Source organism: Aquimarina sp. AD1 (genome assembly GCF_003443695.1).
In the GTDB taxonomy this organism is placed as follows: Bacteria; Bacteroidota; Bacteroidia; order Flavobacteriales; family Flavobacteriaceae; genus Aquimarina; species Aquimarina latercula.
The window spans coordinates 777,629-793,155 of record NZ_CP031966.1 but is presented as its reverse complement, the minus strand read 5'-3'; the positions used below and the strand labels follow the sequence as shown (position 1 = coordinate 793,155).

The 15,527-nt window shown below is 33.1% G+C and carries 12 protein-coding genes; 7 read left to right on the top strand and 5 right to left on the bottom strand.

What is annotated here, in order from left to right:
* Positions 1 to 185 precede the first annotated feature (185 nt).
* From D1815_RS03660 to D1815_RS03640, 5 genes are all read left to right on the top strand, one after another.
* A complete protein-coding gene (locus D1815_RS03660; protein ID WP_027394217.1) occupies positions 186 to 890 on the top strand; it encodes a FadR/GntR family transcriptional regulator in 705 nt (234 codons plus the stop codon).
* 294 nt (positions 891 to 1,184) lie between these two features.
* Positions 1,185 to 4,211: a TonB-dependent receptor gene (locus D1815_RS03655; RefSeq protein WP_118385947.1), complete on the top strand. Its 3,027-nt coding sequence runs from the start codon at positions 1,185 to 1,187 to the stop codon at positions 4,209 to 4,211.
* Between the two features lie 22 nt (positions 4,212 to 4,233).
* Positions 4,234 to 5,781 carry a RagB/SusD family nutrient uptake outer membrane protein gene (locus tag D1815_RS03650; RefSeq protein WP_118385946.1) on the top strand — a complete coding sequence of 516 codons (1,548 nt, stop codon included), beginning with the start codon at positions 4,234 to 4,236 and terminating at the stop codon, positions 5,779 to 5,781.
* Positions 5,782 to 6,159: 378 nt separating this feature from the next.
* The gene (locus D1815_RS03645) at positions 6,160 to 7,278 is read left to right on the top strand and encodes a GNAT family N-acetyltransferase (RefSeq protein ID WP_027393681.1); all 1,119 of its coding nucleotides are present in this window, start codon (positions 6,160 to 6,162) and stop codon (positions 7,276 to 7,278) included.
* Positions 7,279 to 7,401: 123 nt separating this feature from the next.
* Positions 7,402 to 7,593, top strand: a complete 192-nt coding sequence (locus tag D1815_RS03640; RefSeq protein WP_108805420.1) for a hypothetical protein — start codon at positions 7,402 to 7,404, stop codon at positions 7,591 to 7,593.
* Between the two features lie 66 nt (positions 7,594 to 7,659).
* Here D1815_RS03640 and D1815_RS03635 read toward each other — a convergent pair whose 3' ends face one another.
* The 3 genes from D1815_RS03635 to D1815_RS03625 form a co-directional block, all read right to left on the bottom strand.
* The gene (locus D1815_RS03635; protein ID WP_027393679.1) at positions 7,660 to 8,919 is read right to left on the bottom strand and encodes an aminotransferase class I/II-fold pyridoxal phosphate-dependent enzyme; all 1,260 of its coding nucleotides are present in this window, start codon (positions 8,917 to 8,919) and stop codon (positions 7,660 to 7,662) included.
* 150 nt (positions 8,920 to 9,069) lie between these two features.
* On the bottom strand, positions 9,070 to 10,110 hold the full coding sequence (locus D1815_RS03630; protein ID WP_118385945.1) for a PLP-dependent cysteine synthase family protein: 1,041 nt from the start codon (positions 10,108 to 10,110) through the stop codon (positions 9,070 to 9,072).
* A gap of 91 nt (positions 10,111 to 10,201) precedes the next feature.
* A complete protein-coding gene (locus tag D1815_RS03625; protein ID WP_233557593.1) occupies positions 10,202 to 12,262 on the bottom strand; it encodes a S9 family peptidase in 2,061 nt (686 codons plus the stop codon).
* Positions 12,263 to 12,407: 145 nt separating this feature from the next.
* Here D1815_RS03625 and D1815_RS03620 point away from each other — a divergent pair, with 145 nt between their 5' ends.
* Entirely contained in the window at positions 12,408 to 12,731 is a 324-nt protein-coding gene (locus D1815_RS03620) for a YbaB/EbfC family nucleoid-associated protein (protein ID WP_118385943.1), read from the top strand.
* A 68-nt stretch (positions 12,732 to 12,799) separates the two neighbouring features.
* Here the strand turns inward: D1815_RS03620 and D1815_RS03615 are convergent, their stop codons facing one another.
* A complete protein-coding gene (locus tag D1815_RS03615; RefSeq protein WP_027393675.1) occupies positions 12,800 to 13,903 on the bottom strand; it encodes an OmpA family protein in 1,104 nt (367 codons plus the stop codon).
* 235 nt (positions 13,904 to 14,138) lie between these two features.
* Here D1815_RS03615 and D1815_RS03610 point away from each other — a divergent pair, with 235 nt between their 5' ends.
* A complete protein-coding gene (locus D1815_RS03610; RefSeq protein ID WP_027393674.1) occupies positions 14,139 to 14,459 on the top strand; it encodes a YegP family protein in 321 nt (106 codons plus the stop codon).
* Between the two features lie 52 nt (positions 14,460 to 14,511).
* On the opposite strand, the gene D1815_RS03605 is transcribed toward D1815_RS03610, so the two are convergent.
* On the bottom strand, positions 14,512 to 15,525 hold the full coding sequence (locus D1815_RS03605) for a low specificity L-threonine aldolase (RefSeq protein ID WP_118385942.1): 1,014 nt from the start codon (positions 15,523 to 15,525) through the stop codon (positions 14,512 to 14,514).
* Positions 15,526 to 15,527 lie beyond the last annotated feature (2 nt).

Here is a 15,527-nt window from a genome sequence, read left to right as displayed (position 1 = left end):
TTAGTCCTTTTTTAATTTTCACTTTTGTTGTAATAAACAATTAACACTTAGTTCTCAATAATGACGATATCGAATAAAAAACATCTATTTTTTAATATTTCTATCATTTTTTAACATTAAAAATACGTAGGTTAAAATAATTCTCTTATATTTGGTTAACCAATTTGGTTGACCAATTTAAAACTATGAGAATTAACTTAGAAACCGACCCATTATCACCAAAAGATGAAGTAGAAAAGGTGATTTCCAAAATAAGAGATCTAATCATCAATAGACAACTCGAACCAGGAGATAAATTACCTTCAGAAAGAACATTATCCGAAAAATTTGGCGCTAGTAGAAGTCAATTAAGACTAGCCATCCAAAAATTAGAATTTTATGGTTTAGTAAAAAGATATCCTAAGAGTGGAACTTTCGTTTCCAAAATTGGAGTAGGCGCATTAAATTCCATGATGGCCAATATTTTACATCTACAAATACCTGATTTCAAATCATTAGTAGAAACAAGATTAATACTTGAAACGAAGGCTGTAAAACTAGCAGCGATAAGAAGAACTGACAAACAGTTATATCAAATAGAACAAGCGCACGAAGCTTACATAAAAAAATCAATTAATGGAGAAAACGCGGTAGATGAAGATTTGCTATTTCATCTAAAGGTAGCGGAAGCAAGTTGTAATAGTGTTATCAATTCTTTAATGCTGGTGATCACGCCAGAAATAATAACAAATTTTGTAAATAATAAAATTTGTGATGAAACTAATTTCTCTACTTTAATACAGGAACATCAAGATATTGTAAATGCAATAAAAGATAATGATCCAGATCAAGCGATTAAAAGCTTAAAAATTCATTTTAACGATTTATATAATTACTGCAATACTAATTAAAACCACCTAGCCTATGTAGAGTAAATCCAATATTAAATTAATAAAAAAAGGACAGGCAATAACCTATCCTCTTCAATTATTCTGTAATCACTTCAAGTTAGAGGGAGAAGTTAATTAACAAGAATAATAGTACACAATTACCTAAGTAAACATGCAGCTGCAAATATAGCAAATCATAATATGGTTGAAATTTTGCCTTTGTTAATGTTTAGTTAAGTAAAACACAAGTCCAAACAGCTTAAAAAGCAGATAGGCTTATATCTGAAATTAAACTAATCATTGAAACAATTACACATGAATCATAAAATAACTATAGCTTTACTACTATCGTTATTGTATCATTTCACCTCATATTCCCAAGAGAATTATGAGTTAACCGGTACGGTAACATCAATAGAAACAAATACACCTATTCCTGGTGTAAGCGTTCTTGTTATTGGAACATCAACAGGATCAGTAACAGATTTTGACGGAAAATATAGCATAAATGTAAAATCAGGAGATGTAGTACAATTCTCTTACATAGGACTTACCACAAAAAATGTCACTATATCTGGACAGACTACGCTAAACGTATCTATGGAAGAAGATTCCGAAGCACTAGAAGAAATCGTTGTTGTCGGTTATGGTTCTCAGCGTAAGAGTGACGTAACAGGTTCTGTATCTTCTGTAAAGACGGAGGAGTTAAATGCTTTTCCTGTATTGAATGCAGCACAGGCGCTTCAGGGTCGTGCAGCAGGTGTAGTAGTTCAATCTAACAATGGTGGAGAACCGGGTGCCCCTATCAATGTAAAGATTAGAGGAAATACTTCTATCAATGCTAGTAGTGCCCCACTTATAGTTGTAGATGGATTTGTAGGAGGTATCTTTCCACAGGCAAATGACATTCAATCTATTGAGATTTTAAAAGATGCATCTGCTACCGCTATTTATGGTTCTAGAGGTTCTAATGGGGTTGTTTTAGTAACCACAAAAAAAGGTAGAAAGGGTAAATTATCTGTAGAGGTAAATACTACATATTCTATTCAAAACACAGCCAATCGTCTAGATTTATTAAATGCGGATCAATTTGCAGCTTATCAGCAAACCATCAATCCTGGATATGTTCAAGGATCTGCCAATACAGATTGGCAAGATTTATTGTATCGTAGTGGTAGTACTGCCAATCATCAATTTTCTTTTTCTGGAGGAAGTGATAAGATAAATTTTTATGCCTCTGCTACTTATTTTAAGCAAGAAGGTGTGATTATAAATTCTGAATTCGAAAGAATTTCTTTTTTATCAAATATCGATGCACAGGTAACTGATAAGTTAAAGTTGGGAGCTAATATATTTGGTAGTCGAGGAAATAAAGATGGAGTTCCTACACAATCAACCGGTGCTACAGTAAATGGTGGTGGAGATGATGTGGTTTCATTATTATTTCGATTTGCACCAGATCTTGGGGTACAGGATGCCAATGGTCTTAATACAATTAACTCTGTTGGAGATAATGTAGATAATCCATTTGCCATTGCTACTGAGGGAATCGATGAGACAAAAACAGATAATTATAGAGCCAATTTATATGCGAATTACGATATTTTTGAAAACCTTACTTTCAAAACTACATTTGGTTTTAGTACCATTAATGGTACTCAAGGGACATTTAGTCCATCGACTTTAATTACTACAGCTGGAGCTGGTACAGGCGGAAGAGCAACCATCACAAATTCTAAGAGTACAAGTATCTTAAGTGAAAACTACTTAACCTATAATGCAGAAATAGGAAGAGGGAATCTTACTTTATTAGCGGGATATTCTTACCAAAAGAATTCTACAGATAGATTCTCTGCAGGAGCTGAAGGGTTTACCTCAGATTCTTTTTCTTACCACGCATTACAAACAGGATCTACTCAATTGATACCTACTTCTTCTTTTTCTGAAATAGAGATTCAATCTCAATTCGGTAGGCTAAACTTTGATTATGATGATAAGTACTTACTAACAGCTACAGTTAGAAGAGATGGATCATCGAATTTTGCTAAAAATGAAAAATATGCAATTTTCCCATCAGGAGCCATTGGTTGGAAAGTATCAAATGAAAACTTCTTAAAGGACAGTCAAACGGTTTCTAATCTAAAGTTAAGAGCCAGTTATGGGGTAACCGGTAATCAAGCAATTGCAGCATATGGATCACTTGCTAGTTTTGCTTCTGTCTTTACTCCTATCAATGGACAGACTGTTATTAATGTAACACCAAACCAAGTAGCCAACCCAGATCTAAAATGGGAATCTTCCTATCAAACCAATCTTGGTCTAGATTTAGGGCTATTTTCTAATAGAGTTTCACTGTCATTGGATTACTATAATATAGATACCAAGGATCTTATCATTGCAGATTCTAGTCAGCCAGAATTTTTAGGTTTTCTAACTGCTGCAAGTTTAAGAAATGTAGGAGAGATTAATAACAAAGGATTTGAGATTACTTTAAATACCAGAAATGTTAGTACCGAAAACTTTAGTTGGACTACAGATCTTAATTGGTCTACAAACAAAAATGAGTTTGTTAGTTTATTAAATGGTGAAGATATATTCCAAGATGCTTCTCCTGGATATTTTAATATAGATCGTACGCATATCCTAAGAGAAGGAGAAGCTGTAGGTGTTTTTTGGGGATATCAATATAGAGGTGTTTACCAAGGTGGAGCTTTACCAGAAGGAACCGCTATTTTTGAAGGAGGCGAAGCAGGAGATCAATTATTTACAGATTTACCAGATGAAGATGGTAATTTAGATGGCGTAATTACCACCGATGATCAACAAATAATAGGAGATCCTAATCCAGATTTTACCATTGGTATCACAAACACATTTACTTACAAAAACATTGATCTAAGCATCTTTTTTCAAGGAGCTTATGGTGGCGATGTTATGAATCTTACCAATGTACAGTTATTTAACGGAGATTCTAATGCCACTACAGATATATTAAATGCTTGGACTCCAACAAACACAAATACAGATATACCCTCTGCTAAACTTAGAGGGAAACAAATTTCTTCTCGTTTTGTAGAAGATGGAAGCTATATAAGACTAAAGAATATTGCCTTAGGCTACAATTTACCATCAGAGATTACTGATAAGTTACGTATGGATAATGTGAGAGTATCTATAAGTGCTCAAAACCTATTAACCTTTACAGATTACTCTGGATTAGATCCTGAGGTGAACTTTTTAGGAAATGGTGGTTCAGGAAGCCAAAATACATTTAATGGATTTGATTTTGGAAATTATCCAACCGTTAGATCTGTGAACTTTAGTCTTGGTGTAAAATTTTAATCAATAATTTAAAGCATATATTATGAAACAATATAAATATTTATTCTTATTGATAGGATTATCAATAATAGGATGTTCTGACCTAGAAGAAGAACCTGTAGGGCTATTAGCTCCAGATGGTTTTTTTAACAATGTAAATGATATACAGACAGCAGCAAATGGTGCATATGGACATATGACTCACGAAGATTTTTGGGGCAGAAAAATGTCTTTAACATTAATGTTACGTGGAGATATGGTTGCTATTGGAGACCCTACCACAGCAACAAGAAGAATCGAACACGATGAATTCAATGTTCCTGCTGATAATGGAATGATTGATGGATATTGGCTTAGAGTATATCAAATGATCGCCGCTGCTAACCAAGCAATAGCTGGTGCAGAACAAGTAAATGTAGCCGATGAAATAAAAAATCCAGTTACCGCCCTAGCCTATTTTGCAAGAGGGTTTGCGTATTTTCATTTAGTAAGACAATTTGGAGATATCCCTTATTTAGATACTCCAGTAACGAATCTAGAAGAAGCAAGTTCTATTAGCAAGACTCCAGCTGCGGATGTGTATGCAAATATCATTGCTGATTTTGAGTTTGCTAAAACCTGGTTACCAGATAATCAAGCTGCACGATCCATACCTGCTAAATCTGCAGCACACTCCTATTTAGCATTAGTATATTTAACGATGGGTGAATACCAACAAGCCTATGACCAAGCAAAAGGAGTGATTGATAATGAAGGAACCTATAACCTAGGATTAGAACCAGATTTTCAGGATCTATTTGACTCTTCACTAATAGATACTTCCTTAGAACCAATTTTTACATTGGATTTTATTGGGGCAAGCAATGGAGATGATGGAAGAGATTATCAAGCAGCATTAACAGGACTTAGAGATGATCAACAATATGGTCTTGGAGGTGGTTGGTCTGTAGGAGTCCCTTCCTTAGAAGTATACAATACTTGGGATGGTAGAGATTACAGAAAACAAGTGAGTTTAGATACCATAGGAGTTTTTAATATCACAGATCCTGTTACAGGAGTTCAGTCGTTAGAAGAGCGACCATTTACTGTTTTTAAAGAAAGTGGTGCTGGTAGAGGTGTGAATCGTCCACATATTGCAAAGTATACTCGTTCTATCGGAACAACTGCTACCGGAAATGGTAGAGGATCAGAAGCAAATTATATGATGATACGCTATGCAGAGGTGCTATTAATTGCAGCCGAAGCATTAAATGAAGTAAATCCTGGATCAAGCGAAGCTCACGAGTATGTAAATAGAGTAAGAGCTAGAGCAAGAAGTGGAAACGGTGCTGCTTTCCCTGAGGATGTTTCTGGATTATCACAAGATGATTTTAGAACCATCGTATTAGAAGAACGTAAATGGGAACTAGCATTTGAGTTTAAAAGATGGTATGATATCGCTAGAAGAAGAATTGGTAGTGAAGTGTTTAGTGCTTCAGGGTTAGAAGGAGAAAAAGCAAACTTTGACCCTAATCAAGATTACTTATTCCCATTACCAGCAGAAGAATTAGCTAGAAACCCAAATTTAGAACCGCAAAACCCAGGGTATTAATAAAAGTCACAATATTATAAATATATAACCACTATGAAGACATATAATCTGATAAATAATGAATTGAATTAGCCTTTTAAAATCATCGTCGAATTAGTTTATAAAGCTTCAATTAGTGAAATAAATGCAATTAATTAAAATTAGTAAAAATCCTGGATACTAAAGTTGTGTGTGTATAAATAATAAGTAAAATTATTGTTTGTTATGTATCCTTTACTCCATTGATCATTAGTTTGATCAGTGGAGTATTTTTTTTAGAAAAACATTACAGTCAACTATTATAATGATCAAGTTATCGATTGATTTATTAAAATGACCTGTTTACGTTAAGATGTTTGACAAAAGGGTTATATATTTGTTACGAACTAGCGAAGTTGTATGATTACGATTAAAGAAATTACCTCTAAAGCAGATTTAACTACATTTGTTAAGTTTCCTTTTGAATTATATAAAGACTCTCCCTATTACGTTCCTTCTATTATTAAAGAAGAGTTAGATGTAATGAATCCGGCTAAAAATCCTGTTTTTAAAAATGCCGTAGCTAAATATTTTCTTGCATATAAAAACAATAAAATTGTTGGAAGAATAGCGGCAATTATCAATTGGATTGAAGTAAAAGAACAACAAAAGCCAAAAATCCGTTTCGGATGGTTTGATGTTATAGATGATCTTGAAGTAACCAAAGCTCTTCTCGAAAAAGTTGTTGATTTTGGTAAACAAAATTATTTGGAGTATATGGAAGGACCTGTTGGTTTTTCCAATATGGATAAAGCAGGTATTTTAATAAAAGGATTTGAAGAACTTAATACCATGATTACTTGGTATAATTATCCATATTACCAAAAACATATGGAACAATTAGGTTTCGAAGATGCAGCTACTTGGGTAGAATATAAAATAAAAGTCCCTACTGAAACTAAAGATAAAGTAATCAAGTTCGCTAAAATAATCAAAGAACGCTATCAACTTCAATTACTTAAGTTCAAAAAAAGTAAAGAACTTTTAAAATATGCTGATGATATGTTTGATTTACTTAATAAAACATATAGTAGTTTACAAACATTTGTACCGATACAACAGTATCAGATTGAAATGTACAAGAAAAAATACTTACCATATTTAAATCCTGAATATATCACATGTATAGCTGATAAAAATGGAAAATTAATTGCTTTTTCTATTGTTATGCCTTCTTTTTCCAAAGCCTTAAAAAAGATGAATGGCAAAATTTATCCTTTAAAATTTTTGCATATTCTTAAAGCACAAAGAAGAAATGACACTGCAGCTTTCTATCTTATCGGAGTAGATCCCGAATATCAAAACAAAGGAGTTACCGCTCTTATTTTCAAGGAAATGAATGAAACATTTATACGTAATGGTATAGAAATGGTAGAAACAAATCCCGAATTAGAAGAAAATAAAGCTATACAAGCTTTATGGAATGATTACGAGCACGAGCAACACAAGATGCGCAGAACTTACCGAAAAAATCTATAGATAAAACAGGCCTAAAATTATATTAAATCTTTTTTAGCAAATTTTTAATATAAAAAAACTATTATTTCCCCGATATACTGTTATTTTTAGACTACTAATTTTTACTCTAAAAACCATAACATTATGATCAAAAAGATTTTAAATTTACAAGGAGTTAGCGAACTTAAGAAACAAGAAAAACTATCTATTAACGGAGGAAGTAGTCCTTTTTGCAGTTTTGGACCATTGACATTAGATTGTTCTACAAATATCGATGGACGATGTACCTGTGTTAATGGTAGATGCGTTAAAGGTCCTGAATATCATTGTAGATAATAAAAATCATAAAAAAACAGCTGCTTTAAAAGAGTAGCTGTTTTTTTATTCTATTTAAAGGTATTTTTATTCTCCCATCGCTTCTGCTAGGGCCGCAGACATCTTTTTATAAGTACCATTTTCCAATGTTTCTCTTATCGCAGAAAAAGCATTTAATGTATCTTCTATATCCTGCATAGTATGAGAAGCCGTGGGAATCAATCTTAATAAAATCATTCCCTTTGGTATTACCGGATATACAACTATCGAGCAAAAAATTCCATGGTTTTCTCTTAGATCTTTAACTAATGCCATTGCCTCAGGAATACTCCCTTTTAAATAAACAGGAGTAACACAGCTCTGAGTTGTTCCTAAATCAAAACCTCTATTACGCAAACCATTTTGTAATGCGTTTACATTTTCCCAAAGTTTCGCTTTTAATTCTGGCATTGTTCGCAACATATCCAAACGCTTAAGCGCTCCTACAACTAATTGCATTTGTAAGGATTTTGCAAACATTTGAGAACGTAAATTGTACTTAAGGTAATCAATTATCTCTTGATCAGCAGCTATAAATGCTCCTGTACTAGCCATTGATTTCGCAAATGTAGCGAAGTAGACATCGATATCATCTTGCACTCCTTGCTCCTCACCTGTTCCAGCACCTGTTGCTCCAAGAGTACCAAAACCGTGAGCGTCATCCACAAATAATCTGAAATTATATTTTTCCTTAAGCGCAACTATTTCTTTCAACCTTCCTTGCTCACCTCGCATACCGAAAACACCTTCGGAGATTAATAAAATTCCTCCTCCAGTTTTTTGAGCCATTCTTGTAGCTCTCATTAAATTTTTCTCTATGCTCTCAATATCATTATGTCGATACGTATATCGTTGTCCTTGGTGTAATCTAACACCATCAATAATACACGCATGTGCATCTACATCATATACTATAATATCATCTTTACTTACTAATGCATCAATAGTAGATACCATTCCTTGGTACCCAAAATTTAACAAATAAGCGGCTTCTTTATCTACAAATTGAGCTAATTCATTTTGTAATTGCTCATGCAAATCTGTATGACCACTCATCATTCTAGCTCCCATTGGATATGCTGATCCATAAGCAGCTGCAGCTTCTGCATCAACCTTACGAACTTCTTCCATATTAGCAAGCCCCAAATAATCATTGATACTCCAGGTAACTACTTCTCTACCCTGAAACTTCATTCTATTTGATATTGGCCCTTCTAACTTAGGAAAAACAAAATATCCTTCTGCCTGATCTGCCCATTTTCCTAAAGGTCCTTTGTCTTCGTATATTTTATCAAATAAATCTCTCATCTACCGCTAATTTGATTTCTTTAAGTTTGCGAAAATACAGAAAATTGATGTGATTGCATAATTATATTCTAAATCACTACCTCTACCTATTTTTTCACAAAAAAAGCACCTGTAAAATATCAGATGCTCATATTTTTACATTAAATAATTTTACTTAATAAACTGAACTTTTGTAGCATCCTCTTCATGAACACTATCAAAAAATCCTTGTTCGGTCATCCATTCATCACTAAAAACCTTGCTCATATAGCGAGATCCGTGATCGGGTAAAATAATAATTATATTACTATTTTCGTCAAATTCTCCTTGTTCAGCTAATTGCTTTACTCCTTGAATAGCTGCTCCACTAGTATATCCTAGAAACATTCCTTCTGTTTTCACCAATTCTCTAGCCGTATGCGCACTATCTTCGTCACTTACCTTTTCAAACTTATCAATAACATCAAAATCTGTAGCAGTTGGTATTAGATTTTTACCTAAACCTTCAATTCGATAAGGATAAATTTCCTCTTCATCAAACTCTCTAGTTTCATGATATTTTTTTAATACCGAACCATAAGCATCGATACCAAGTACTCGAACTTCACTATTCTTTTCCTTTAAGTATTTTGCAGTTCCAGAAATCGTCCCGCCCGTACCACAACATGCCACAAAGTGGGTAATTTTTCCATTTGTCTGGTTCCAAACTTCTGGTCCTGTTGTGTTATAATGAGCATCAATATTCAGTTCATTAAAATATTGATTTATATAAACTGAACCTTGTATTTCTTCGTGAAGCCTTTTGGCTACTTGGTAATAAGATCTTGGATCATCCGCACTAACGTGTGCTGGACACACATAAACCTTAGCTCCCATGTTTTTAAGCATGGCAATCTTATCTTTTGATGATTTTGAACTAACTGCAAGTATGCATTCATAACCTTTAATTACACTTACCATCGCTAAACTAAAACCAGTATTACCACTGGTAGTTTCTATAATGGTATCACCAGGTTTTAGAATACCTTTTTTTTCGGCTTCTTCTATAATATAAAGTGCTATTCTATCTTTAGTGGAATGCCCAGGGTTAAAAGATTCTATTTTAGCATAGAAATTACCTGGATAGCCTTTCATAATTCTGTTTAATTTTACAAGTGGAGTATCACCTATAAGCTCTAAAACATTATCATAAGCCTGTATATCTTCTCTCATAAGGTTGTGTTTTAAACAAATTTATAGAACTGAAAAAGGGGAGTCTACAAACCGTCACAAAAACGCTACGAAGTTACGTTAATTTTTTTAATTAATTCTTTATACCTTCCAAATCTAATAAAAATGCATATTCTTCTGCAACTTCCTTCAGAGCTGCAAACCTTCCAGAGGCTCCTCCATGACCTGCTTCCATATTAGTATGTAATAACAGGAGGTTTTTATCAGTTTTTAACTCTCTTAATTTAGCGACCCATTTAGCTGGTTCCCAGTACTGAACCTGAGAATCATGTAAACCTGTAGTCACCAACATATTTGGATAATTCTGAGCTGTAACATTGTCATAAGGAGAATACGACTTCATATAATCATAATATTCTTTTTTATTTGGATTACCCCATTCATCATACTCGCCTGTGGTTAAAGGAATACTATCATCTAACATCGTGGTTACTACATCAACAAAAGGAACAGCAGCAACTACTCCATTATATAATTCTGGAGCAATATTTACAATAACTCCCATCAATAAACCTCCAGCGGAACCTCCCATAGCATAAAGATGATTTACATTAGTATACCCTTCCGAAATCAAAAATTTAGAGCAATCAACAAAATCTGTAAACGTATTTTTCTTTTTAAAAAGTTTTCCTTCTTCGTACCAAGAACGTCCTAGATATTCTCCTCCTCTTACATGAGAAATTGCATAAATAAATCCTCTATCTAACAAACTTAATCGAACACTTGAAAAATACGGATCTATAGTAGAACCGTAAGATCCATAAGCATATTGGAGCAAAGGATTAGTTCCATCCTTTTTAATTCCTTTTTTATAGACTAAAGATATCGGTATTTTTGTACCATCAGTAGCGGTAGCCCAAACTCTTTCTGACACATAATTACTTTTATCAAACTTACCTCCTAAAACCTCTTGCTCCTTTTTTACCTCTTTTTCTTTAGATTCCATATCAAAATCAATAACCGAATTTGGTGTCGTTAAAGAATTATATGCATATCTAAGAACTTTAGTATCGAAATCTACATTTGTACTTACATAGGAGGTATATGTTTCATTATCAAAAGGAAGGTAATAATCATCTGTGCCATCCCATCTTTTGATATTAATTTTATTCAAACCATTACTTCTTTCACTTATAACAAGATAATCTTTAAAAATATCGACGTCTTCTAATAAAACATCTTTACGATGAGGAATAAGGTCTATCCAATTTTCTTTTAAGGTATTCTTCTCAGAAACCTTCATTAACTTAAAGTTTTTAGCTTCATCGGCATTTGTCAATATATAAAAATCTCCACTGTAATGAGCTATACCATATTCTAACCCTCTAATTCTGGGCTGAAAAACAACAAATTCTCCATTTGGATCGTCAGCTTTTAAAATATGGTATTCTGATGTTAATGTGCTACTAGATCCAATTACTATGTACTGTTTAGATTTTGTTTTATAAACAAAAGTATTAAAGGTATCATCTTTCTCCTCATAGATCTCTACGTCTTCTGATGAATTTGAACCGAGGCTATGTCTAAAAATTTTATGTGATCTTAAAGTAGCTTCATCTTTCTTAGTGTAAAACAAAGTTTTACTGTCGGCAGCCCAAGTACTTCCACCAGAAGTAGTTTCAATTACTTCTGGATATATCTCACCAGTCACTAAATTTTTGATACGAATTGTATACTTTCTTCTACTTAAAGTATCGGTACCAAAAGCAATTAATGTATTATCTGGACTTATATTTAGTCCAACCATTTTAAAATAAGCATGTCCTTTTGCTTCTTCATTACAATCAAATAATATTTCTTCTTTTGCTTCTAAGGTGTTTTTTTTTCTAGAATAGATAGGATAATCCTTTCCTGTCTCATATCTAGTAATATACCAATACCCATTCATTTTATATGGCACTGATGCGTCATCTTCTTTAATACGTCCTTTCATTTCTTCAAAAAGACTTTCTTGAAAATCTTTTGTATGCCCCATCACCCTATCGTTGTAATCGTTCTCACGTTCTAAATAATCAATTACTTCTGGATTTTCCTTATCATTAAGCCAAAAATAATTGTCGACACGGATATCTCCATGTTTTTCGAGATGTGTAGCTTTTATATCTGCAGTTGGGTTTTGAACTTCTATCTCCAAAGTATTTAATTTATAATAGTTACGCAAAGTTGCAAAAGTAATCGTTAGTAACAATATAATTCATAGAGTTTTCACAATAATCTCTTAGTTTATTAACAGTTAAAGCAGTAATTTTGTTCTTAATAAATCATTAAAAAAAATATCAATGTTTGGAGATATGATGGGAATGATGGGTAAACTAAAAGAAACCCAGAAAAAAGTAGAAGAAACAAAAAAAAGACTAGACACTGTTTTAGTAGACGAAAACAGCACTGATAATCTTCTTAAAGTCACAATAACCGCTAACAGAGAAATAAAAAGTATTTCTATTGCCGACGAGCTACTAAAGGATAAGGAGCAGTTAGAAGACTATTTAATTCTTACACTAAATAAAGCTATTGCCAAGGCAACTTCTGTAAACGAAGCTGAATTAGCAGCAGTAGCAAAAGAAGGAATGCCCGATATTCCTGGTCTGGATATGTTTAAATAAAACATAATAAGCACAAAAAAAAGGAAGCAAATTGCTTCCTTTTTTTGTGCTTATTAATAAAGAACCTATTAGTTATTAATTAATCTAAACTCAGTTCTACGGTTAGCTGCATGCTGACGCTCTGTACAAGAAACACCATCTGCACATCTATTTTTTAATCTGTTTTCTCCGTAACCATTAGCTACCAAACGACTTCCATTTATTCCTTTAGATAATAAATAAGTAACTACGGCCTGTGCTCTTCTTTCAGAAAGACTCTTATTACTTGATTTAGATCCTCTAGCATCTGTATGAGAAGCGATTTCCATTTTAGCTCCAGGGTTATTTGCTAATACCGGCATTAACCTAGTATCAATAATACTCTTAGCTTGAGAAGTTAAGGTAGCACTACCTAGATTCCAATTAATTGGTAATGCAGAATACTCAACTAAAGAACACTCTACTTCTTTCCAAGTAGTTAATCCTCCCTTTTGTGTTAACACTTCTTTACTTACCGATTTAAACGTAGCAGGAACTACAACTTCTTCAGAATAAGCATCTTTAACCATAACAGTCTTAGTTATTGTAGCATATTCTGCTGGTATAACTTCTTCAATTGTTCTAGCTGGCTCAGAAACTACTCTTTTTGTATAAGAACTTGATTTTTCAGCTATAGCATTACTAGTTGTAGTAGCATCACTACTTAATGTTTTGATTGGCACTGTAGTAAATTCTGCAGGATATCCTTTATAACACCAGTAACGACAGTCATCTGGATTACTTGATGCGCAATCAGGTGCTGGAGATCCAAGTTCCCATTGAGCATACGCTGGCTTAATTTCTACCGTTTCTGCTCCTGTTCCGAATTTAGCAGGAATTACTTTTAATGCAGATGCTTTTTGCTTTTTGATAAAAGTTACTGTTTCTGTTTTATATTTTGCAGGTATTACAGTTAACTTCTTTGATTCTTCTTTAACTAATACTTTTTCAGTTACTGTCTCAAAAGTAGCAGGATAAGTTTTTAGCTTTCTATACTCTGGTGTAATTTGAACTTGTACATTCTGATTTTCGTAAACATCAGGTGTCGTACAACGTACATAGCACTTTCCTGGTTCAGGGTTAGCAGGCAAATCTTGAGCCTGAGCAGAAATTCCAGCGATTGCAAGAAGTACTAATAAAAAACGATTTTTCATGTTTTGATGATTTAGTGGTTATTATTATGTTACACTTAAAGTTACGAAATTATATATATCAAAAGGAAATGTTAAAATGATCATTTAGAAAAACTATCCGTTTTTCGACGTACTGTTTTTTTTCTCGATAAAAGGCTTAAAAAAACTTATTTGAATTTTAATCTATTTTTCTTTCTGCGTATTATTCTATATTTTTATCAAAATCATTCTAATATTCTTTAAAAAACTCGACAATATGTTTGAACTCAAAAATAAAGAGGGAAATAGTTACCATTTTACTTTAAAAGCTAAAAATGGGCAAGTAATTTTAAGTAGTGAGGTTTACAATAGTAAAGCTGCCGCTGTAAATGGAATTGCATCCGTACAAAAAAATGCTGCTGAAGATGGTAGATATGAAAGAAAAACTGCTAAAGACGGTAGGTTCTTTTTTAATCTTAAAGCAATGAATGGTCAGGTTATAGGAAGTAGTCAGATGTATTCTTCTGAATCTGGAATGGAAAATGGCATCAACTCAGTAAAAGAAAATGCTCCTGGCGCAGATACTAAAGAGGTATAGAGTTTATTAAATAAACATAAAAAAGCCACTCATTTATTATGAGTGGCTTTTTTTATATTGCTTTTAATTCTTCTAAAAAATACTCATGCATTTTCTGAGTATAATCTAAATGGGTAACAAACCTTAACTTACCTTGTCCCATTCCATAGAAATGAATATTTTTTTTCGCCATTTTTGTAATAAATTCTTCTTCATTTCCATCAATAGTAAATATAATAATATTGGTATCTATTGGCTCTACGTTGGTTACAAAAGATAATTTTTCTAGAACTTTACCAATCTCTTGAGCTTTTTTATGATCTTCTTGCAATCGATCTATATGATTATTAATGGCATATAATCCCGCTGCTGCCATATATCCTATTTGACGCATACCACCGCCCAAAACTTTTCTAATCCTAATTGCTTTTTGCATGATTTCTTCATTACCAATCAACACAGATCCCATAGGAGCACCGAGTCCTTTACTTAAGCATACAGAAATAGTATCAAACAATTGTCCATAATCCTTTGGAGTTTCATTTTTAGCTACCAAAGCATTCCATAACCTTGCTCCATCTAAATGATAGCCCAAATTATGATCATCACAAATCTTTTTTATTTTTTTTATTTCTTCAAAATTATAACAAGCTCCTCCTCCTTTATTAGTAGTATTCTCTAAACACACTAAACTGGTCAAAGGGCTGTGGTAAAAATCCGGCGGATTAATTGATTCTAAAACCTGGTTAGTAGTAATCATACCTCTATGCCCATCAATTAATTTACAAGAAACTCCACTATTGAAAGACACTCCTCCCCCCTCATAATTATATACGTGCGCATACTTATCAGCGATTAACTGTTCTCCTGGTTGCGTGTGCATTTTAATTGCTGCTTGGTTAGCCATACTTCCTGTTGGAAAAAACAGTGCATTGTCCATACCAAACATTGTTGCTATCCTTTCTTCTAAAGCATTGACCGTTGGATCTTCCTTATACACATCATCACCAACCTCGGCTTTCATCATTTCATTAAGCATTTCTGGAGTAGGTTTAGTGACTGTATCACTTCTAAGGTCTATTATCATGT